General features: G+C 47.3%; 1 protein-coding gene. It reads right to left on the bottom strand.

Translation table 11 applies throughout. The features are described 5' to 3' along the window. A partial coding sequence (locus tag R0J87_RS21420; RefSeq protein ID WP_498888818.1) for a homogentisate 1,2-dioxygenase occupies positions 1–162 on the bottom strand: 162 nt, incomplete at its 3' end. Positions 163–264: the final 102 nt, after the last annotated feature.

Here is a 264-nt window from a genome sequence, read left to right as displayed (position 1 = left end):
CATGGTTGAGCGTGGGATCACGATATAATCACCATCCCGCACCGTCATATGCCCATAATCGCAATACAGTTCTGCACTGCCTTCGTGGATAAACAGCAATTCATCGCCGTCTGCATTACGTACCAGCTTGCTCATGTTGTTACTCAGACGCCAGGTACGCATTTTAACGTGCGCATTAAACAGCAAATCGGGTACCGCCCAAGGCGAATTAGTTTTATCTGCACCTATTTCATTAAAATTGAACAGATGCGGCCGTAATGGCCC

The organism is Halomonas sp. SIMBA_159, from assembly GCF_046536035.1.
In the GTDB taxonomy this organism is placed as follows: domain Bacteria; phylum Pseudomonadota; class Gammaproteobacteria; order Pseudomonadales; family Halomonadaceae; genus Vreelandella; species Vreelandella venusta_A.
The sequence above is the reverse complement of the archived record's forward strand: the minus strand, read 5'-3'. Positions and strand labels throughout refer to the sequence as shown.